This window comes from Paenarthrobacter sp., from assembly GCF_031180005.1.
Taxonomy (GTDB): domain Bacteria; phylum Actinomycetota; class Actinomycetes; order Actinomycetales; family Micrococcaceae; genus Arthrobacter.
The window spans coordinates 36,500-56,906 of record NZ_JAPSHI010000002.1 but is presented as its reverse complement, the minus strand read 5'-3'; the positions used below and the strand labels follow the sequence as shown (position 1 = coordinate 56,906).

General features: G+C 61.3%; 20 protein-coding genes. 2 read left to right on the top strand and 18 right to left on the bottom strand.

Features of this window, described 5'->3' with window-relative positions:
* Position 1: 1 nt before the first annotated feature.
* Positions 2-1,012, top strand: a complete 1,011-nt coding sequence (locus tag RIF72_RS02580) for an Lrp/AsnC ligand binding domain-containing protein (RefSeq protein ID WP_309073302.1) — start codon at positions 2-4, stop codon at positions 1,010-1,012.
* Between the two features lie 335 nt (positions 1,013-1,347).
* On the opposite strand, the gene RIF72_RS02575 is transcribed toward RIF72_RS02580, so the two are convergent.
* The 4 genes from RIF72_RS02575 to RIF72_RS02560 are packed head-to-tail and all read right to left on the bottom strand — an operon-like array spanning position 1,348 to position 7,222.
* A complete protein-coding gene (locus tag RIF72_RS02575) occupies positions 1,348-2,766 on the bottom strand; it encodes a carboxylesterase family protein (protein ID WP_309073301.1) in 1,419 nt (472 codons plus the stop codon).
* Positions 2,763-4,745 (bottom strand): NAD(P)/FAD-dependent oxidoreductase, encoded by a 1,983-nt coding sequence (locus RIF72_RS02570; RefSeq protein WP_309073300.1) that lies wholly within the window; start codon positions 4,743-4,745, stop codon positions 2,763-2,765. Before RIF72_RS02570 ends, RIF72_RS02575 begins: the two co-directional genes overlap by 4 nt.
* Before the next feature lie 18 nt (positions 4,746-4,763).
* Complete coding sequence (locus RIF72_RS02565; protein WP_309073299.1) at positions 4,764-6,359, bottom strand: FAD-dependent monooxygenase; 1,596 nt, start codon at positions 6,357-6,359, stop codon at positions 4,764-4,766.
* A 20-nt stretch (positions 6,360-6,379) separates the two neighbouring features.
* On the bottom strand, positions 6,380-7,222 hold the full coding sequence (locus tag RIF72_RS02560; RefSeq protein ID WP_309073298.1) for a fumarylacetoacetate hydrolase family protein: 843 nt from the start codon (positions 7,220-7,222) through the stop codon (positions 6,380-6,382).
* 125 nt (positions 7,223-7,347) lie between these two features.
* Between RIF72_RS02560 and RIF72_RS02555 the strand changes: the two genes are divergently transcribed.
* Positions 7,348-8,052 (top strand): GntR family transcriptional regulator, encoded by a 705-nt coding sequence (locus tag RIF72_RS02555; RefSeq protein WP_309073297.1) that lies wholly within the window; start codon positions 7,348-7,350, stop codon positions 8,050-8,052.
* A gap of 18 nt (positions 8,053-8,070) precedes the next feature.
* On the opposite strand, the gene RIF72_RS02550 is transcribed toward RIF72_RS02555, so the two are convergent.
* The 14 genes from RIF72_RS02550 to RIF72_RS02485 form a co-directional block, all read right to left on the bottom strand.
* A complete protein-coding gene (locus RIF72_RS02550; protein WP_309073296.1) occupies positions 8,071-8,946 on the bottom strand; it encodes a VOC family protein in 876 nt (291 codons plus the stop codon).
* A 29-nt stretch (positions 8,947-8,975) separates the two neighbouring features.
* A complete protein-coding gene (locus tag RIF72_RS02545; protein WP_309073295.1) occupies positions 8,976-9,689 on the bottom strand; it encodes an SDR family oxidoreductase in 714 nt (237 codons plus the stop codon).
* The gene (locus RIF72_RS02540; protein WP_309073294.1) at positions 9,686-10,387 is read right to left on the bottom strand and encodes a TetR/AcrR family transcriptional regulator; all 702 of its coding nucleotides are present in this window, start codon (positions 10,385-10,387) and stop codon (positions 9,686-9,688) included. Before RIF72_RS02540 ends, RIF72_RS02545 begins: the two co-directional genes overlap by 4 nt.
* Positions 10,384-11,220 carry an ABC transporter ATP-binding protein gene (locus RIF72_RS02535; protein ID WP_309073293.1) on the bottom strand — a complete coding sequence of 279 codons (837 nt, stop codon included), beginning with the start codon at positions 11,218-11,220 and terminating at the stop codon, positions 10,384-10,386. The genes RIF72_RS02540 and RIF72_RS02535 overlap by 4 nt, the downstream gene beginning before the upstream one ends.
* The gene (locus RIF72_RS02530) at positions 11,210-11,983 is read right to left on the bottom strand and encodes an ABC transporter permease (RefSeq protein WP_309073292.1); all 774 of its coding nucleotides are present in this window, start codon (positions 11,981-11,983) and stop codon (positions 11,210-11,212) included. Before RIF72_RS02530 ends, RIF72_RS02535 begins: the two co-directional genes overlap by 11 nt.
* The gene (locus RIF72_RS02525) at positions 11,980-12,840 is read right to left on the bottom strand and encodes an ABC transporter permease (protein WP_309073291.1); all 861 of its coding nucleotides are present in this window, start codon (positions 12,838-12,840) and stop codon (positions 11,980-11,982) included. The genes RIF72_RS02530 and RIF72_RS02525 overlap by 4 nt, the downstream gene beginning before the upstream one ends.
* A 72-nt stretch (positions 12,841-12,912) precedes the next feature.
* Complete coding sequence (locus RIF72_RS02520) at positions 12,913-13,908, bottom strand: ABC transporter substrate-binding protein (RefSeq protein ID WP_309073290.1); 996 nt, start codon at positions 13,906-13,908, stop codon at positions 12,913-12,915.
* Positions 13,909-14,033: 125 nt separating this feature from the next.
* Positions 14,034-15,677, bottom strand: coding sequence for a bifunctional 3-(3-hydroxy-phenyl)propionate/3-hydroxycinnamic acid hydroxylase (locus RIF72_RS02515; RefSeq protein ID WP_309073289.1), 1,644 nt, complete (start codon positions 15,675-15,677; stop codon positions 14,034-14,036).
* Entirely contained in the window at positions 15,674-16,426 is a 753-nt protein-coding gene (locus RIF72_RS02510; protein ID WP_309073288.1) for an aldolase/citrate lyase family protein, read from the bottom strand. The genes RIF72_RS02515 and RIF72_RS02510 overlap by 4 nt, the downstream gene beginning before the upstream one ends.
* Positions 16,423-16,875 (bottom strand): nuclear transport factor 2 family protein, encoded by a 453-nt coding sequence (locus RIF72_RS02505; RefSeq protein WP_309073287.1) that lies wholly within the window; start codon positions 16,873-16,875, stop codon positions 16,423-16,425. The genes RIF72_RS02510 and RIF72_RS02505 overlap by 4 nt, the downstream gene beginning before the upstream one ends.
* A complete protein-coding gene (locus tag RIF72_RS02500; protein ID WP_309073286.1) occupies positions 16,868-17,662 on the bottom strand; it encodes a fumarylacetoacetate hydrolase family protein in 795 nt (264 codons plus the stop codon). Before RIF72_RS02500 ends, RIF72_RS02505 begins: the two co-directional genes overlap by 8 nt.
* Positions 17,663-17,667: 5 nt before the next feature.
* Positions 17,668-18,528 carry an alpha/beta hydrolase gene (locus RIF72_RS02495; RefSeq protein WP_309073285.1) on the bottom strand — a complete coding sequence of 287 codons (861 nt, stop codon included), beginning with the start codon at positions 18,526-18,528 and terminating at the stop codon, positions 17,668-17,670.
* A complete protein-coding gene (locus RIF72_RS02490) occupies positions 18,525-19,466 on the bottom strand; it encodes a 3-carboxyethylcatechol 2,3-dioxygenase (protein WP_309073284.1) in 942 nt (313 codons plus the stop codon). The genes RIF72_RS02495 and RIF72_RS02490 overlap by 4 nt, the downstream gene beginning before the upstream one ends.
* A 497-nt stretch (positions 19,467-19,963) precedes the next feature.
* A complete protein-coding gene (locus tag RIF72_RS02485) occupies positions 19,964-20,275 on the bottom strand; it encodes a pyrimidine/purine nucleoside phosphorylase (protein WP_309073283.1) in 312 nt (103 codons plus the stop codon).
* Positions 20,276-20,407 lie beyond the last annotated feature (132 nt).

Here is a 20,407-nt window from a genome sequence, read left to right as displayed (position 1 = left end):
CATGCACGAAAATCAACTAATCGACGGTCTGGAACTGGAGATTATCACCGCATTGCAAGTCAGCCCACGTGTCTCGTGGACCGCTCTGGGCCGGATCCTGAACGTGGACTCGTCCACCCTGTCGCGCCGATGGAACCGACTCAAGGAGGAGCGCTTGGTGTGGACGTCCTGCGACTACCTGCCGGAGCTGACGGACGCCTTCCAAGCCCGGTTCGTCGCCTTCGTGGAGATAACCTGCATACCTGGGGATCGCGACGCGGTCGTCAAGGAGTTGGTGTCCAAGGCAAATATCTTGGGCGTCCAGTGCACTACCGGGCGCAGGGACCTTTCGGCAACCGTTCGCGCGCAGTCGCTACAGGACATAGACGACTTTGTTCAACGGGAAATCGCGGTTATCCCGGGCATCGTCTCAACAACCGTCCACATAGCCAGCCGGCTACATCAGGACGGTGCAAGCTGGCGGCTGCCGCTCCTGAACAGCAGGCAAGTGGCCGCGCTGCGGAACCAGCGCGCGGGAATCGAGTTTTCGGCGAACCCCAGCCCTTATCACCTGGCACTTATCGATGAACTCCGCCAAGATGCAAGAACGCCAATCGCTACCCTGCGGGAACGCGTAGGTGGCTCCCTCGCCACCGCCTCACGAAGCGTGGACATGCTCCTACGAGCCCCGTGGGTTAGCTGGCGGGTGGACTTCGCCTATCTCGACGCCGGCTGGTCCTGCTCGGCGATCATCTGGATGAGCTTGGAACAGGACCGACTGGAAGACGTAGCCAAGATCCTTACCGCCTATCCACAGGTGCGTATGTGCGCGTCCGTCAGCGGAGAACACAACCTCATGGCCACCCTTCGCCTGCGTGGCCTGCAGGAATTGGACGAAGTAGAGGCCCGACTTGCTGCGTTAAACCCGCCAGTCCACGTACGCGACCGTTGGATCGTCCCTAAGATCCCAAAGCTCCAGGGCCACATACTCGACGACGCTGGCCGGCACGTGAGCTACGTGCCCATCGGATGATGACGGTCGCCTTCCTTGGATGACTATGAAGGAGCGTCGTTCCATGGCAATGCTTGCCCATCCGAAAGCTCCCGTCACCGAGGAGGTTGCCGAAGCACTTCACGCTCACCAGCCGCGGCCCCGTACCAGGTTGGCGGGCAGGATCTCGAAGCAATCATTACCCCTACCTATGAAGACGTGTAAGCCAAACACGACCATCCCCACGAACCCAGAGAGAACCTACAACCAGTACAGAGCACGCAGAAGGCGAAACAACCAAGACCCTGAACCCGCTCCATAAGCAGGACCTGGAAAGCCACCACCCGAACCGCGGAGGGGACCCGGCAGACCCGCCTTCACGTCTTCCAGCGCCCAATTACCCGCAGCTCCGCCTCCGGCGCCAGCTCCCACCGCACGCCATCGGCATCAATGATCAACGACTGCGGAGCCCTGGCTTCATACCGGCTGTCTTCAGCAACTCCGCGATACAGGAACCGGGAAATCAGCTCGCGCGTCGAAGCAGTCACCCTCGCGGTTTCTGCCTCCGAGGCGTGGACCATCATCGGAGAATCCCGCCAGCGATCGGTGCCGTCAAAGATAAAGGCGAGCGGGAAGCAGTGCGCCGCGTAGGCTCCATCGAGTCCGCTTCGGTGGTCGAACCGGACCACTTGGGCCGGCACAGGTGAGTTCGCGGCGATCTCCAACGCGGGGAGGCGGAACTGGGCCAGTGTCGCGGCTCGAACCATCCGCAGGTAGGCGTCGGGCTGTTCACCTTCGGCCAGCAGCATTTGTGCGACCCGGGCCGGGTCTTTGAAGGTTCGCTCAAGGAACCCGTCCACGCTCTCATCGGAGAACTGCTGCCGCGGTTGGTTGCGCAGGAACGCCGCGGATTCTTCGCCGGTGGTGATAATGAGCAGGGCACTGGTGTGGATCCTTTGCACCGAATTCGCGTATCTCACCAGGTCGCCGGGAGCCTGCCCAGACTCCGCAGGCCTGTACGGGAACGCCCGGAGCCCTGCCCTCGCAGCCTCTTGGGCATCCAGAAGCGCGCGAACAGGCGCAGTCTCCAGACTCGGTCCCAACGCCTCGAAAACAGCCGCACGATGGCTAAGCCAAACTTCTACGGGCAAAGGCGCCAAGCGGGGCATGCTGATCAACAGGGTTTGCGCCGCCAGACCACGCACCAACCGATCCGTGCTCAGCACATAGGCGTACCAGGCACCGGCAGAATCCCCGGCCAAGGTGACTTTCGCGGGGTCTCCACCAAAGGCACTGATGTTCTCCCGTACCCAAGCCAGTGCGGCTTGTAGATCGCGCACAGGTTTGGTGGATTCCGAAGGATCTCCAAGCGGTCCTAAGTGCCCGGCAACCCCAAGCCGGTAGTTGACCGTCACCAGAACAAAGCAGCCGTTCCGCACGAAGTCCGGGGAGTCGTACCACCGGCACTCCCCGGAACCGGTGGTGAAACCGCCTCCAGGGATGAAGAAGAGCACGGGCAGCCCTTGGGCACCGGCAGGTGCCTGGATCCGCAAGGTGAACGCATCCTCACGCTGTTCAAGTTCGCTTAGCGCAGTGCCAAGCACCTCGTCCAACATGCCCGGCCGCTGCGGAAATGCGGCGGGACGGGCTTGTGGTTCACCAGCAACCACACTGGAAACCTCACCCGTGCGGGGCGCGGAGGCCGCGCCGTAACGAAGTCCGGACGCGTCCACTACTCCTGCGCAGAGACCCGCCCGGACTTGCCCTGCCGGGGTGTCGATCACCACAACCGTCATGCAAAGAACTCGTGATCGTCCGCCTTGACCGTCTCGGTTGCTTCCCAGTACTCCACGTTGGTGTAGGGCCATACCTGGGAAACTCGGCCGCGCGCGTTCTGATACCAGCTGCTCACGTAGGGCTGCCCCCACGCCATCCGGCGATTTCCGGCGTCGACCCACTTCACAAAGCGGTCCAGCGCCGCCGGCTTGACGTCGATCGCGGAGGCGCCGCGCTGCAGGACCTCGTGGACGGCCTTCAGTGAGAACTCGACGGCCCGCTCGATCATGAAGTGCAGGCTTCCCGCGACGACGCCCCCGACGTTGGGACCATAGATCAGGAAGAAGTTGGGGAAACCAGGGACGGTGACGCCGTTATAGGCCCTGGCGTCGCCCTTCCAGAAATCGTGGATCTCCACACCGTCACGGCCAATCACTTCCACCTCGTCGAGGTACTCCGAAGGCTTGAAGCCGGTGGCGAAGACGACGATGTCCACCTCGTGTTCAACGCCTGCGTTGTCGATGATCCCGTTTTCAGAGAACCCATCAATCCCGGCGGTGACCACAGTGGTACGCGCGGACTTGAGGGCAGCTGCCCACACTCCGTTGTCACGCAGCATCCGTTTCGCTCCCGGCGGATAGTTGGGGATGGCGTTCTCCAGCCGTTCCGGACGGTCCGCGAACTGCTCCTTCAAGCGCTCGATCAACACCTCCCGGACTTCCTGGTTTTTGGCAGAAACGCTCAGCGGCGCACCCTGCCATCCGTCCTCGGCGGTCACGGTGTGCATGCGGCCGGGGATGCCTTGAAGCGTCACCCACAGGCGGTACCACTGTGCGTAGTGCGGAACCTTGCGCCGCAACCATGTGAAGGTCTCGCTGACGCCGTCGTGATAATTAGGTGCCGGCAGCATCCACGGTGCGCTGCGCTGGAAGAGCACCAGCCCGGAAACCTCATCAGCCAGGGCGGGCACAATCTGGTAAGCGCTGGCCCCGGTGCCAATGACCGCCACGCGCTTCCCCCGGTAATCGACGTCGTGCGACCACTCCTGCGAGTGCATGGTCACCCCCCGGTACAGCTCAACGCCCGGGAAGTCGGGGATGTTGGGCCGGTCCAGTTGGCCAAGCGCACTTACGACGGCGGCAAAGGTCCGGACCCGCTCCTGCCCGCCGCTGTGGCGGGTGGTCGCCTGCCAGGTGCGGGATTCATCGTCCCACACCAAGCGGACAAGACGAGTGGAGAACTCGATGCATTCCACCACGCCTGCGCGCTCGGCCACGTCCCGGACGTAGTCAAGGACGTCGGCGCCCTCGGCGAACTGGTGGGGCCAGTCACCCCGCTGGGCGAAGGAATACGAATACCCGAACGTTGGGGTATCGAGACGGACACCCGGGTAGGTGTTCTTGGCCCAGGTCCCGCCCAAGGTGGGTGCGTCCTCCACGACTGTGAAGGGCACGCCCGCCTGCGAATACCGGTAGGCCGCGGCGATCCCGGCAATTCCTGCACCGATGATCAGTACTGGGAAATCACGGCCGGCAGCTACCTCGTTAAAATCCCACCCGGGAGCTCGGCCTTTGTCCGGGGCGAGGTCAAGTTCATGCTTCAGCGACGGGTACCAGTGCTCACGCCGGCCTGTAAGGAAGCCGAGGAGGGCGGACACGGCGCTGTCTTCCAGCAAGTCAACACTGGTGATCGCCTTATCCCGCAGCTGGCGCAAGCCCTCCAAAGCCAGCGCCCTGGCACGATCCTGCTGCTCTGGTGACATTCCCCCGTGGGGATGGGGCTGGGTATCCACCAGGGTCAACGGAGGCCGCAGATCGCTGGCAAGGAAAGAGGGATCGCCCAGCGCCGCCGCAAGTGCAGCTAGCAGCACAGGAAGTTCCGCCCGAGCGACGATCTCCTCCAGTTCGACGTCGTCCTCGACGATCGGCTCTGAGCTTGCTTCCCAGTAGAGGTCGTCAAACCGCGTTGTCTCAGACCTAATGTCCTGCATGCTGGGCATCTTTTCCTCCTTGATTCGTCAGGGCCGCGACAGCGGATCGACGTATGAACGCAGTTTGTTTATCACGGCCGGCTCACTCTGGTCCGTGAACACGGCAGCGACGTAACGGTCGGGACGGACGACCACGGTGTGGGGTGTGGCCAATCCCGGGACCGCAAGACCGTTGCCCGCATCCACCAGCACCTGCTCATCACTGTCCCGGCGCGACGCGTGGGTGTTCCCCGTCAGCCTGATCCGGCGAGCGCCCAGCAAGGACCAGAACTGGTCGCCCACCGTTGTTCCGGTGCTGCCTGCTCCAAGGGTGATGAGCGCCCATCCGCTCCCCAGGTACGAGTCCAAAGGTGCCGCCGATCCGTCCTGGTCAACTACGGACGGTTGGCTCAGGGCAAGACCCACCCAAGCCGCGACCCGGCGATCAACGTCGCGATCGGCTTTGATCGCCACACCGTTGCGGTAGTCCGGCGCCGTGATGAACCGCATAGACCCCAGGTACCGGTGCACAGCGGGAATCAGGCTGACCGTGCGGAAAACAGTATCCCGAAGGTTGGTCCGGAAAGGGCCGACCGCCATGACTACCGCACCGGTCCGGCGCGAAACCTTGACCATCTTGGCCGCGTGGGTGCGTCGCTCGGACTCGTAAGTGGATAGGAGGCGGTCCGTGCCCACGCCGCGGAGCACTTCCAGCAGCTTCCAACTCAGGTTCAAGGCATCCCGCAGGCCTGCGTTCAGTCCTTGTCCGGAGAAGGGAGGCATCAGGTGTGCCGCATCTCCGATCAGGAAGGCGCGGCCCGAACGGTATGTCCGCGCCAGCCGCTGATGGGCTACATAGACCACGGCACGCCGGACGTCCTCCGTGCGGAGCTCCGGGTGGAAGGGCCTGGAGAGCTCAAGGATCTTCTCCGGAGTCGTCATTTCGTCCGCGTCTTCGTGATCGAAAAGCATGAACTCAAGGCGGAGGCGGCCCTTGATTCCCGGAACCAGAACGTAGGGACGGGTGCCGTTGCCGTGGAACTCGGCGAAGGGCTCGCGTGCTCCGGGGACGTTAAGCAGATCCACCACAATCCATCGTTCCTGCTGGGTGGAACCCACCAGGTCGATGCCCAGGCTCTCCCGGACAAAGCTGCGCCCGCCGTCAGCCCCGACCAGCCATGTGGCCTTGACAGTGCCCGCTCCGGCGCCGGATTCGAATCCGACTGTTACTCCATCGGCGTTCTGGCTGGTGGAAGTCACCTGGGCACCGGCGAGGAATTCGATCCCCTGGTGGTTGCGTGCCTTGTTCCACAGCAGTTCTTCCAACACGGGCTGGTCGAACTGCGACTTGGCAGGATGCCCGATGCGGGAGGGAACAGGCGTAGACGACGCAAGGGGCCGGTCATTCAGCCCGAAGTAGCGGCTGCCGGTTCCGAGGAGCGATTCCGCTTTCAGCGCTTCCGCGAGGCCCAACCGGTCCATCGTCCGGAAGGTCTCGTCGGCGATGCTGATGGCCCGCGGCAAGTCCATCGGCACCTTGGCGGTTTCGAGCAGCACAACGCGTGCACCGCCGTCGGCCAGCAACAGCGCCGCCGTCAGTCCAACCGGCCCGGCTCCCACAACCGCAACATCGAAGTCCTCCATGGCGTTACCTCCACGCATCCTTAGGCAACGAGGACGTTGCGAAGGGTGCCCAGTTTGCCGACCTCAACCTCAACGACGTCACCGGGAACCAGGAAAGTGGGCGGCTCCATGAACAGCCCTACACCGCCGGGCGTGCCGGTGACAATGACGTCGCCCGGTGCCAGCGGCGTGAACGCGGTGACGTACTCAATGATGGCGGGGATGTCGAAGATCAGGTCAGCGACGGCGGCACGCTGCCGGACCTCGCCGTTAACACGGGTTTCCACCACGAGCTCGGTGACGTCACCGACTTCTTCGGCGGCCATGAAGTACGGGCCGAAGGCTCCGCTGAGCGGGAAATTCTTGCCCGGGGTCCACTGACCGGTGTGACGCTGCCAGTCGCGGGCACTGAAGTCATTGAACGCGGCGTAGCCGGAAATGTAATTCCAAGCGTCTTCCGGTTTGACGTGGTTCGCGTGAGCTCCGATCACCAGCGCGACTTCGCCTTCGTAGTCATACATGGAGCTTTCTGCGGGAATCGGCAGGTCTGCGCCATGGGCAGCCAAGGTGTCGGAGAAGCGTGCGAAGACGGTGGGCTTGCCTACCTCGTCCCGCCCGGTCTCCTCGCGGTGGCTGCGGTAATTAACGCCGATGCAGATGACCTTTCCGGGAGTGGAAAGGACCGGCAGGAAGGTGGTTCCTTCGACCGGCTGGGCAGGCGCCTTGTCCCATGTCATGGGAGCTGACAGCACGCCTTCCTGGATGGCAGTCTGCAGCGAAGGGCTGACGTTGGCGCCACTGGGACCAAGGTCCAACAGCTCTCCGTTGGCCTCAAGACCCCACGTGGGCTGGCCTTCCTGGTTCAAGTAGCTTGCGTAGCGCATGTGAATCCTTTCGAGTGCCGGCGTCATTGCCTCCGGCTTGCCGGTGTTTGAACTATACAAAGAATGCATTCTTGAGTCAAGAATATATTTTACCTGCCTTAGTGCGTATGTGTAGTCTTGTTTTCATGGCACGACAAGCAAACGCAGAAACCATCAGCGAAGTGGTTCGGGGCAAGTTACGAGCCGACATCTTTGCCGGCCAGTGGGCCCCGGGTACAAACCTCCAGATTGGTGAGCTCACCAAGCGGTACGGCGCCAGTTCCACCGTCATCCGTGAAGCACTAGTGCGTTTGGCTGGTGAAAAACTTCTGCAGTTCCGTCCCAACAGAGGCTTTTTCGTCTCCGAATACACGTTGGAAGAACTGCGCGGCTTGGGTGAACTTCGTTGCCGTGTGGAGGAGTATGGCCTTACTCTGGCCATCGAACAGGGCGACGTTGCCTGGGAATCCGATCTTCTTGCGGTCCACCACCGCCTGGAGCGGACCCCACGCCGCACCAGTGAGGACCCAAACCACATCTCGGTCGAATGGTTCCTGGCCCACCAGGCGTTCCACGCAAAGTTGCTGGAAGCCTGCCCCATCCCGTTGTTGCAGGACTTCGCAGCCACCTTGGGCGAGGCTACCGCCCTTTACCGACTCTGGACCGCTCCGGACAGGCGCGCCCAATCCCGGGACATCGAGGCCGAGCACCGTGCGATCCTCGAGGCGACCATCGCGAGGGATGCGCCGGCGGCCACCAAACTGCTGCGTGAACACTATATGAGGACCATTGACGTCATTGAAGACGCTGAATTCCGCGCCGCCGCAGAGGCCGCGCCGTCGCAAGAGTAGGAACGGCACGGCAGCCGCTTAGCCCAACGAGACTGGGAAGACTCCATGTGAGCGGAAATCCTCGCCGTTGTAGACGCCCCACCGGTTGAACCATGTGCGGTCATCCTGGCTCCACTCGATGGGCGGACGATCAATCTCATGGATCTGCTCAAGGTCCGTGTACAACTCCACCACGGTGCCGTTGGGCTCCACATAGTAGGCGGCAATATTGTGGCCTGCACCGTGACGTACCGGACCCCAGATCAGTCGGCGTCCCTTGGCGAACAGACGGTCACCCAGGCGCCCAAGGTCCGCCACAGACTGCGTCTGCCATGCATGGTGGTGCAGTGTGCCGCGGCCCTTGATGAGGGCGATGCCATGGTGGTCAGGGTTGCAGCGCAGGAAATACCCGAAGTCCTTACCGATGACGTCGGATACCTTAAAGCCGAAGAACTCCACCAGGAAGTCCTTCATCGCCGTCGGATTTTGGGGGTGGATGTTGATGTGGCCGTAGCGGTCCGGTCCGAAGGACGCTGGACCATGACGGAAGGTCTTCATGCCGACGTAGACGTGATAGACATACCCCTCCGGGCCCATGACAGCGAAGCCCTCACCTATTTCACGTTCCATTGGGCTCCGCGTGAGGATCGGAAACCCTACGGCCTCGAGGCGCTTGCGGATGATCTCCAAACCCTCTGCGCTGTCCGCGACAAGGCCGATGTGGTCGATACCGTCCTCCTCGCCCTTTACGTAGACGAGTTCGTGGTGACGGTCCGCTGCGGACAAATAGGCCCGGTCGTCGTTGTTGAGTGTCATGCGCAGACCGAGGACGTCAGTAGCCAACTCCAGCGACTCATCGTAGTCGCGGGTCCGCATCGCGAGATAGCCCATTTCGGCGATCACACCAAGAGTCATAGTTAGAACCTTTCTTTCAGCGCCGGCTTCTATACGGAGCGGGACGCGCCGCCATCCACTCGGATGTTCTGGCCTGTGATGTAGCTGGATTCCTCGCTGGCGAGGAATCGGATGACTCGGGCCACCTCTTCGGTGCTGGCAGCCCTGCGCAAAGGTATCCGGGTGGTCCATTCCCCCGGCACTGTGGCCGGATCCTCTTTCGTGAAGCCCGGAAGGACGTTGTTCATCCGGATTCCAGATGGCCCGTACTCGTCGGAGTACAACTTGGTGAATGTACCCAGTGCCGCACGAAATGTGCCCGACACCGGATAGTTTGGGTTGGGTTCATACGGGGAACTGGTGGAGACGTTGACTATCGCCCCGCCGCCTGCCGCAACCATATGAGGGCTGACGATTCGAGTCATGCGGATGACGCTGAGCAGGTACATCTCGTAGCCTTCCGCCCATTCCTCGTCGGTGATCTCCAGCACCGGCTTTCTGGCTGCGTGTCCGGAACTGTTAACCACGACGTCGATACGTCCATAGGTGGTCAGCGCCAAGTCCGCGGCCGCTGTCAGGTCCGCAACGGAACGATTGGAACCCTTGATTCCTACCCCGCCCAGGCTGTGGGCCAGATCCATCGCGCTTCCGGAAGGAGAAAGCGCTACAATACCGTACCCATCAACCGCCAGACCGCGGATGGCGGCGCCTGCGATGCCGCGGCCGCCGCCGATCACCAGGGCTGCGCGGTCCGAACCGCTCACGGTTGGTCCGCGTCGGCCGAGGCCCCGAGATCGGCGTAGTGCTGTACGAGCTTCTCCATAGCCAGCGCCGAGAGCTCTGCCGCCTCCGCAAAGTCGATCTCGTCTCCTGCGGAGGCCGAGATGTAGAAGCCGTCCGTCAGTGCGCGGCCCAGCATGACAACCTTGCGGGCGAGGTCTGGTTTCGCGCTCAAGGCTGCGGCGGGGAGACCCGGAGTGACTGCCTCAACCATGAGTTCGTACATCTCTTCGCGCACTTCCAGATACTTCTGGCGTGCAGCGTTCCCCGCCAGCCTCTTCTCCAACGCAAACAGTAAGCCGATGATCCAGAATGCTTCGTGCGCGTTCTCCGGGTTGGCGGAGTTAGCTGCAGATCCGGCGATGCTCGTGCGGAGAATGGCCCTGTTTTCCGGTCCGCGGTGACGCGTCTTCCAATGTTCGAAGCAGTAGTCGATGAGCGCGGCGAACAAGCCTTCTTTGTTTTCGAAGTGCCAGTAGACCGAGCCGATCGGCAGCCCGGCCACCCGTGCCACCTCGGCCATGGTGGTGCCTTCGTAGCCCACCTTGACCGCGAGCTGAAGCACTGCCTCCAGGATGGCGCGTTCATTTTCCGGAGTGGACTGGTGGACCCGGCGACGCTTACCCGCCTCCGGCTTAACGGCTCCATTAGTGCTGACGTCAGCGCTTGCGCGGGGGCTCATGCGTGCAACTCTCCACGGGTTGTGGTCCGTTCGCCACCAGGATTGGTCTTGGCAAACTGAACTTCCTCATACACCTGATGGCGCAGTTCGCCGAAGCGGCGAAGGGACCTGGTGTCAGCTTGGCTACGTACGTCCGGGAGGTCGATGTGGATGTCTGCCTGGACGATGGTCGGTGAGCTGGAAAGCACCAGCACCCGTTCCGCGAGGTACACGGACTCATCGATGTCGTGGGTCACGAACAGAATGGTCATGTCCAGGCGCTTCCAGACGTCCCGTACAAGGTCTTCGAGTTCTCCCCTAGTTTGCGCGTCGACCGCTGCGAAGGGCTCGTCCATGAGAAGCACGCTTGGGTTGGAGGCGACAGCGCGTGCAATCGCGACGCGCTGCTGCATGCCGCCGGAGAGCTGCCATGGGTAGCTTTTGGTCGCGTGAGACAAACTGACGGCCTCGAGCGCCTCGCTGACACGGACTTTGCGCTCGGCCTTTGGCACGCCGGATGTCTTCAACGGCAGTTCAACGTTGTCTTCAACACTCAGCCAAGGGAACAGGCTGCGGCTGTACTCCTGAAAGACCACGGCCATGCCTTCAGCGGGGCCGGCAACGCGCCGACCGTCGAGCACCACTTCGCCCGAGGTCGGATCGAGAAGGCCGGCGATGCATTTCAGCAGCGTGGTCTTGCCCGAGCCGGAAGGCCCCACCAAGCACGCGAACTCACCGGCGTGCAGATCGAAAGTAAGGGACCGCACGGCCTCCACTTCGTTTCGGGAGCCTACGCCGTAGACCTTGCGCACCTGCTGGACACTGAGTCGGACGTCCGACTTGTTAGCCGTCATTCGAGGCCTCCTTAAGACCGTAGTACCATCCCAAAACGCGCTTCTGAATCGCTTGGAATGCTATCGAAAGAAGCACCCCAATGATGCCCAGGAGGACTATGCCGCTCCACATTTCGGGAATCGCGACGCGGTTTTGGAAGTTAATAATCGAGTAGCCAATGCCATCGGTCGAAGCGAACATCTCGGAGACAACCAGGAGAATAAGCCCCACCGCAAGGCTATGCCGCATGCCGGCCATGATGAGTGGTGAGGACCCTGGCAGCACCAGGTAACGGATGCGGTTAAATCCACGAAGCCGGTAGACGAGCGCTGTATTCTTCAGAACTTCATCCAGGGATCGGACGCCTTCCACGGTATTGAGCAAGATGGGCCACAGACAGCCCAGAACGATGACCGTGACCTTCATCGTGTCATTGATTCCGATCAGCAGGAGCAGGACCGGAATGAGAATGGTAGATGGTATGGCCCTGATGAACTCGAGCAGTGGCTCAAGAAGCCACCGCAGCGTGCGTGACAAGCCAATCGCAATTCCCAGCGACACCCCGAGCACCAGCGAGATGCCGAGGCTGATGAGGAGCCGGACCATGCTGGGGACAACGTCCGTGAAGAACTTTTCGCTGAGCCACACGTTGACGAAAGTGCTGGCCAGCTTGTCCGGCTTGGGAACAAAGAAGTTAACACCTTGGGCGGTGGACGCCCACCAGATGGCGATGAGGATGGCCGGAAGGCCGAACCACATACCAATACGTTTGAGCACGATCATGCCGCCACCTCCGAACGGACTGAGCTGTGCCAGAAAAGCACCTTGCGCTCAATGAAGCGAAAAATCAGGTTTACCAGAATGCCCAGAAGGCCGGAGGTAAGGATCAGGGCGATCATGGCTGGCGGGTTGTCGTTGAGTTGGGCTTGCGCCACCGCACGGCCGATCCCCGGAGTGCCGACGATGAGCTCGGAACTGATCGCGAGGATCAGAGCTACTGTGGCCGCGATCCGAATGCCGGTCATCAGGTACGGCAAAAGCGTGGGTAGCACGAGGTGGCGGGCCCGCTGCAGCCATGTCATCCTCATCGTGTGCACCGTGTCATCTGCCACCTTGTCAATGTCGGTGATGCCGTACATGACCTGGATGAGGACGATCCAGAAGCAACCGTAAACGACGATCAACAGCTCGGCGCCGATCCTCGGCCCGAACAGCAGCGCAGCCAATGGGATCAGACCCACGGCCGGAATAGGCCGGAGGAACTCGATAGTAGTGTGCGTTGCGGACCGCAGGAAAGCGCTTGAACCGATGAGCAGGCCAACTGCGACACCACCCAGGGTAGCGATACCGAGCCCAAGGAACCATGCCCACATCGTCTGGCCTACGGTCAGCCAGAACTGGGTGAAGGCGAAGTTGGTGAGGAATGTTGGAAGCACCACTGACGGCGGTGGCAGGTGGTGCTGGCTGACCGGGCCAAAGACTGAGAAGAGTTCCCAGACAATGAGTGCGGCGAGGATGCCGGCGACACCCAGGACGTAGGGCCCGACAGCAGTCCACCGGGCAGCACGACGCACTCTGTGCTCCCGTGTAGGCAGGGCGGTCACAGACACGCTGCTCAGGGTTGGAGTTTGCGTTTCCACGGTTTTGTTCTGCTCTCAGTTGTTGCGATTAATTTGCGGCCGGGGGCAGTCGCGCGTCCCCCGACGTCGGGCTCACGGCTTCCAGATCACCTTGTCGACGTCAGGCTTGGTGCTCACGATGCCGTACTTTACGAGCAGGTCCGCGAACAACTGGATGGTCTCTTTCGAAACGTCCGAGCTGTAGAGGGAGAGCTGCGCTTTCTTCGCGGCGGCCGGATCGGTGCCGAGCGCTGCTGGCATTGCCTCCCGGATCAGATCATTATTCTCGGTCAGGAACGGCAATGCCTCATCCATGGCCGCCGAGAACCTCTTGACCATGTCAGCGTCACTTTCAACGAGTTTGCCGCTGGAAATCGTCACAAGTTCATTGGCGCCCAGGCCCGTATCGTGGATGAAGTCGCTGACCACCCGGCCACCCTTAGCCATGACCTGCTGCATGAAAGGCGAACCCGCCATCCCTGCATCAATCTGGCCGGCTTCGATCTGTGCTGCAACCTCGGGGAAGGACAGCTGGACGAAAGTCACCTTCTTCGGATCCCCACCGTCCTTGGCCACGGCTTCACGGATGCCGATTTCCCCAATGCTGCCCAGCGCGTTGACCGACACCTTCTTGCCTTCCAGATCACGGGCAGTCTTGATGTTCGATCCGGCGCCAACAACTACGGCGGTGGAGTCCTCCACGATCTTGGGGTCGTTCTGAGTGAAACCGTCAACAATGCGGACGTCGAGGCCCTGCGTGGTGGCCGTTAGGGCCGTGACCGGGCTGGCCAGCATGAAGTCGAGCTCCCCGGTGGCCAGCGCGGGCAATTGTGCCGCACTGCTGCCTGCGCCAACCACCAGTTCAAGGTCGATGCCCTGCTTTTCGAAGTAGCCCTTGTCGATGGCAACTTGGAGGGCCGCAACGGTATTGGACGGGAAGATGCCGTAGGTGACCTTGGTGAGCCCGGCGGAGCCGCTCGGGCCCGCTGTGGAACTGCTGCCATCGACCGATCCGGAAGCACAACCGCTGAGTGTCAGTGCAAGGGCCAAGGCACCGACGGCCGTTGCACGGGTTTGTTTGATGTTCATAAGATTCGCTCTCCCTTGAGTGAACGCTGCGCGGGCCTTCCCGCCTACCGCCTTGTACTGGCGAGTTGCAGCAACAGTATTTCGAGATAATGCCTTTGTCAACAGATTATGCATTCTTTTAGCTACTATGCGTTTTGGTAGGCAGGCGTGACGTTTGCCACGCTGAAGACCTGTTTAAGGACCTCATTCAGTTCCTGGGCTAGACACTCTGCGGCCACCACATGGTCAGGGCGGACAATGATCGCAGAGAAGGGCCGTTGGTCGAACCAGGACTTCAGATTGCCACTCTCATCGCCTACCACCCGCACCCCGGGCGCGGCCGCATCCTTCGCCCATGGAAGCTGAGAGGCCGGTACGGCCTGAATCATGATTCCGCCAAGGCCTGCCAATGTCTGAGCCTCAGCCTCACTCACGAACGCCATGGGATCGTTATTCCACATGATCACGCGCCACCCTTGGCCGGTTGCATAGTCCAGGAGGACCGAACGGCCCTCTTCGTTCCGAACCGTAGGCTGAGGGAACAAGGTGCCTACCGTTCGTGGTGCATCGTCCCGGCCCGGCAGTGACTTCCACGTGGGGAGCCGGGACGGAACCACTACGCCGTGTTCGTATTTGGGCATCGGCTTGTAGCCTTGGCTGTTCAGACGTGCACGAGCTTTCGGCAGCTTGTCGACAACCGCAGCGGCCATGTCGCGCACCGCCGTCCGCAGCCTGTTGTGGTCAGTGACGAGGTTCGCCATATTCAATGACAACGCCACCATGGCCTTGACGTGTTCACGCCGCTCAGTTTCGTAGGAATTCAGCAACTCGTCGCTGGCTTTCCCTTGAACCACTGCAGCGAGTTTCCACGCCAGGTTCAGGGCATCCCGGATGCCGGAATTCCAACCCTGGCCAGCCACCACCGGCATGACATGGGCGGCGTCCCCGGCCAGCAGGAATCGTCCTACCCGGAACTTCTCCGCAACACGAGCGTGGTGGGCATAGACCCGGCGGCGAATGATGTTGAGACCGGCGGGGTCAGGCACATGCGGTGCAAGGAGGGCGAACACGAACGCATCGTCCTCTGCCACCTCTTCCGATTCACCCTCGAAAAGGGTGAATTCCCAGCGGCGGATGCCATGCGGCAGGCTAAGCGTGGCGTATCCACGGCTAGGATCCCCACCAAAGACTGCATGTGGAGTCCCGATGGGGTCATTGGCGACGTCGATGACAAGTCCGCGGGTCGAGCGCGTTTCGCCTTCAAAGGCCAGCCCAAGGTGCTGCCTGGTCAGGGAGCGGCCGCCGTCAGAGCCGACGACGTAGCTGGCGGTCGCCCTCTCTTCGCCCGACGCCGTGCTGACCGTGGCCGTCACCCCGTCGGAATCCGATTCGAAGGCCAGCACTTGGGAACCGAAGCGCACGTCGACGTGCGGATACCGTTCAAGGCCCTCAAGGAGCGCCTTGTCCACCAGTGGCTGGATAAAGCCGTTCCTGCGGGGCCAACCGAACTCACGCGTCGTGGGGTTGATCTCCGCCAGTACTTTTCGGTCGCCATTGACAATTCGGATCTTCTGGTCCGGGACGGTGTGCGGAAGTACCTTGTCCACCAGCCCGATGGTCTGCATGGTCCGCAGCGCCTCATCATCGATGCCCACAGCGCGTGGGTAGTCGATGAGTTCATCGCGGCTTTCGAAAACTACGGTGCTGACGCCGAACTGGCCAAGGAGGTTGGCGAGCGTCAGGCCCACGGGGCCCGCTCCGATGATAATTACGTCCTTGCGGTCGCTCATTTTGTGCCCCTCAGGGTCTTGATGGATTCCTGGGCCGCGCGGTTGACGAAGACAAGGTCGATGCCGAGGCCCACGTAATCGACGAGCTCCCGGCCTAGAAGGTCAGCTGCATAGGGACTGGATCCCGAATAGATGCCCAGCGTCACGCCGTGCGCTTTTGTCAACGTGGACAGATGCACTATTGCGTCGCGCACCGGCCCGTCCTCCCAGTCTCCTCTTCCCGGGAGTCCGTAGGAGACTGCCAGATCAGCTGGCCCGATGTAGATCGAGTCGAGTCCCGAAGTGGCGATGATGCTTTCCGCGTTCTCGACGCCGGCAACTGTCTCTATCTGGGCGATCGTGGACACCGCCAGGTTTCCCGCCTCGGTGTAGGACTGGCCCGGGTATAGGTTGGGGCGGCTGGGGCCGAGGCTCCGGTTCCCCACTCGGGGATACTTGGTTGCTTCCACCAGCATTCGAGCCTGTTCCCCGGACTCTATGGTCGGAGCGATGATGCCGCGCGCACCGCTATCGAGCAGCCGCAGGATAGGGGCTGGGTCCAAGCCGCCCACTCGGGCATAGCTGTATGCCGACCCCCTCGGCGCAGCGCGCAACATAGTGCAGGCTGCCTCCAATCCGACTTCTCCGTGCTGGAGATCTACAACCATGCCGTCGTAGCCCGCGGCCAGAGCCCACTCGGTCACCGACAGGGACGGGAGCGCCTGATGCAGCAGCACCGGCGGCTGCCCGCCTAGGCTGTCCCACTTCATTCTGCAGTGCTTTCCGTGAGCCGCTTAGCGTGCGCTGCGGCATTCATTCCACCGAAAATGGGGCCGATCTCGCGCCGTGCGATCTTCCACTCCCCGTCGACTTCCCGGTAAACCTCACGGAATTCGCCGACGCTTGCCGGCAGCAGTGGGTTGTCAGATGAATCGCGGAACGTCATGTATTGGGTCCAGCCGTGAAGTTCCTCATTCACCCAAGCCAGCCGAGTCCCACCAATGAGGTGCCGTCCCACGACGCCCGTAATTTTCGCGCGGCGTTCACCCCAGGCTTTGATGGCTTCCCGACCATCCATGACCCCCAGCGGTCCTGTGGTGACTGCGTCCTCGGTGTAGAGCTCCCACGTGGTGTCGGCCTTGCCATGATCGAGCCGCCACAATAGTTCCGCAACCAGATGTTCGATCGCTACACGGGTTTCGACGGTGACCTCACGCATCGACGGCCTCCGTTAAATGTGCAACAACATCTCCGAGCCCGTGCGAATACTTGGCGGTGTAAGTGATATTCGGATCCCAGTCAACTATCAGGCCAATGGACCCTGAAAGCAGGATCTCCCCGGCCCGCAGTGGCTTGCCGATCCTCAGGGAAGTCTCTGCCAGCCACTGGATCGCGTGGACGGGATTCCCCATGACGTTCTCACCGATGCCACGGGTCAGTTCTTCCTCACCGCGGTACAAGACCATCTCGACTTTTTTAAGGTCGATCTCTCCGTACGGCACGCGAACTGATCCCGTCACGATGCCTTCACACGCGGCGTTGTCGGCGATCGTGTCAACAATGCCCATCTTGTAGCTGAAGTAGCGGTTGTCCACGAGCTCCATTGCGGGCGTGACGTAATCGATGGCGGCTTCGACTGAGGCCAAGTCCGAATCCAGAATGTCGGACTTCAGGACGAAGGCGATCTCAGCTTCGATCTTGGGATGGAAATAGTCCGACGCCGGCCTTTCGATGGGCGACTCAAACGTCATGTTGTCCAGGATGATGCCATAATCGGGCTCATCTACTCCGGCCCGCTTCTGAACGATCGGGTTGGTCAGGCCAACCTTTCGGCCTACACGACGGCGGCCTTCCGCGGCTTCGCGCTGTTGCGTCACCAACTCCGAAATGCGGTAAGCCGCATCCTTGTCGTTGTCAGGCAAGCGATGGCGCACAAACTCAATAGGGGTGCGCAAAGTGCGCGCTTTGTAGAGATCTCCAGCGATCTCCGTAATGATGTCCGACATCTGACTCAGGCCTTTCTGCGCAGGAAGTCGAGTGTTTTCTCGTTGAAAGTCATGGGGTCTTCCCACTGTGGCCAGTGGGCAGCGTTGCGGATCAGTGCGAACTCGCCGTCCGGTATGGCAGCGGCCAAGGTCTCCCCGGTAGCTACGCCACCCGTCGGCTCGTGGTCGGTCCAGACGAGTAATGCGGGCACGGAAATGGCTGCGTAGTCCTCTTCGGTGACCTGGTTTCGGGCCCGGATATCGGGAACTTGGAGCGCCATGATGTGTTCCATGGACTTGATAAAGTCGGGCCGGGCGTAAACGGATCGCCTTACCTCCACGAGCTCATCGGTAATTTGCTCCGGGTTGTGAATAACCACTTGGAGGCGTGCCTTGACGTTCTCGTAAGTCGGTTCCTCCACGGCCTTCCGGCTCACCGGGCTGACGCGGTCCATCGACATCGGACCAATCATTCGGCCACCGGGTGCACTCAGGACGATGCTGTGCAGACGTTCAGGGTGGTGCGCTGCGAACTTGATGGCGATCCATCCTCCCAGCGATTCTCCGAGCAGGTGCACCTTGTCCAACTGAAGCACATTTAGGAGCTCCAGCAGGTGTGCCTCGTAGTGGGGAATCTCCAGGTCAGCTTCGGCCAACGTCGAATAGCCATGGCCGGGATAGTCGTAGCCAATCACACGGTATTGCTTCGCCAGGGCACGTATGTTGTGGGTCCACGCTTCGATGTGACCGCTGGTGCCGTTGAGGAGAATCAAGGTCTGCTCACCCACGCCAACCGTCAGAACGCGGGTGCGCCACTCTCCCACCTGCAGGTAGTCAAGAGTGTGGGGCAGATCGGCAATCTCTCCCCACATCGTCACCTGGGTCATGCGCCGTGAGGGATTGCCGCTGTGATACCGAATCCGGCACCCCACGTCTCCACGGGCCAGTAGCGGTCCACCACCATGTCGTAGTCGCCCGCCGTCGAGAGTGCGCTGAACGCCGCGATCCAGGAACGCATCTCGTGGGCGGCGCTTCCGCCCTCGGCGATGAATTCATCGTTGTCCCAAGCATCCACCTCATGCAGTGAACCCGAACGGAAGACCTTTAGGAGCTTTTGGTCCCATTCCTCATTAAGAGGTGCACTCGATGCGCGTCCGTCGGCGATCGCCTGAATGCCTTGGATGATCTTCCCTTCGCGGGCTGCGCGGTCTTCTATCGACGGCGAGTAGGAGACCAAGCGCTGCTGGACAGGTTCGGGGGAGCCGTCATACTCCGGAATCGGCGGGTTGTGCGACAGTCCACCGGATGCCACTAGGAGCACGCGCTTTTCGAGTTGCTGCGCAGCCCGACCCAACGCCTCACCCATCAGTCGGATGCGAGCCATGGGCGTGAGCGGCTTGCCGATGGCGTTCACGAAGACGGGGACGAACGTGCGCGTGAATCCTGAGCCGAAAAGGAACTCCAGCGGCTGCATGACACCGTGATCTACTTCGAGTCGCTCGGAACGGGATATGTCAATCCCTTGGGCCAGGGTCAACGCGTGCAACTGGCGCGCCACTTCCGAGTCGACCGGAAGGGGACCTGCGGAGGTCCCGTAGTCACCAACACCGACAGCCTGGGCGCCAATCGCGAACGGCGGCATCATCGAGTACAGAACGCCGTTGAAATGATCGGGGCCGAAAATCACGGTGACATCTGGTGCGAAATCCTCTACGAATGACCGGACCTCGCTCAGGGCATCATTGATTTCCGCGAAAATCGTTCCACCCGGATCGACGTTTCCAAATGACGGCGCGTGTGACAACGCGGCTAGCGCAAGCGACATTGCTTTCCCTCTCAGTGACAGCGGCCACACTTGGCCGCTTCCCTAGAGTGTAGATTCTAGATTCAGCATTCGCAAGAGATGATGAAGTGGCTTGGGCTCTAAAGGCGTCTCTGGTTCCGGAAACCGCCGCGAGCTGCTGTTCAGGCGCGGCCGCTTCACTCTGATGGCATGAGCATGGTCTGCCACCGCCCTGAATCCGCTCCTCCACTACTCCACATGCCCGTCGGCGGACAGGATAGAGTCGGAAGCCCGTTCCGGGCCTGGGCTGCGCGCCTCAAGGATCCAGATGTGAAACTTCCAATACCCGAAATATGGGTGCTTATCGGCAAGCTGGTCTGCTTTGGCATGCTCGGCCGACGATCAGCTCGTCTCCGAACAGGCGGACGACCGTGCAGAACGGACGCAACTAAAAGGAGCCCGGCTTGGCGCCAGGCTCCTTTTGTTGAGGTCAGTCCAACACATATTCACTTGTGTCAGTACTCAGGCAGTTGGGAATGCTACATGTCCAAGTGACCGAGGAATTCTCCGGTGTAGGGGCAGAGGTAGGCAACGGTGTCCTTTATGCGGACGGTGAAGTCGGTTCCACCCGGGACCTCGAACCGTTCGCCTTCCTTGTAGGTTGTCCACTCCCCCTGACCGGCGGGTTGCTGCACGTCCCAGGTTCCGCGGACAAGGTGCATCCATTCTTTGACGGGAGCTTCGAACTTCCATTCACCGGGCTCCATCACCCCGACGGTGAAGTTTCCCTGCTCGTTCTTGAATTCAAGGCTTCGTACCTGTCCCTCGAAGTACTCGTTCTGGCCGATCATGACATGCTCCCATTCGCAGTTGCGGTCTTCGGCTCGCTGGTGCGGCCTGCTGCGAATCACACTATTGAAGCCACCCTTCCCAGACCATCGCCGGGGCGTACTCTTTGCAGAGAGAATAGTGGCCGCAGTGTA